1 protein-coding gene is annotated in these 402 nt (G+C 48.5%); it reads left to right on the plus strand.

The annotated features are described in order from the left end of the window. On the plus strand, window positions 1-311 hold a 311-nt coding region (locus E4U03_RS13050), incomplete at its 5' end, for a hypothetical protein (protein ID WP_209304188.1). Window positions 312-402: the final 91 nt, after the last annotated feature.

Genomic DNA, 402 nt, shown 5'->3' on the forward strand with positions numbered 1-402 from the left:
TTATTGCACTTCGTGATAACGACGGCATCGATCCGAGCGAACTTCGCGCTGGGGTCAGTCAGTGGTTAAAAAATGGAGTCCGTGAACTTTTCATTGGTGAAGTCAGCCTCGGCGTAACCCTCGAACCGCAGTTAATCCATCACAATGATGAAACTCTGCTTCGTGAGATTCTTGGAATAACCGATAAGGCAGATTTACTAAAATGGATGAGCCGTGAGAAGACCGAAGCTGCGCTTCGGATTTCGGCCTCAAAGAAAAATATTGTTTCACCAGCTTATATACTTGATGCCGTCAAGTTCGCGCATGGGTAATCATCTCACGCTTGCAGTCGCTGGCTCGCGAAAAACGCAGGGCATTGTTGAGCGCTGTGCTGCATTACCGAACGCACACCGTGTACTTGTC

The organism is Rothia nasimurium, assembly GCF_004569295.1.
In the GTDB taxonomy this organism is placed as follows: Bacteria; Actinomycetota; Actinomycetes; order Actinomycetales; family Micrococcaceae; genus Rothia; species Rothia nasimurium_B.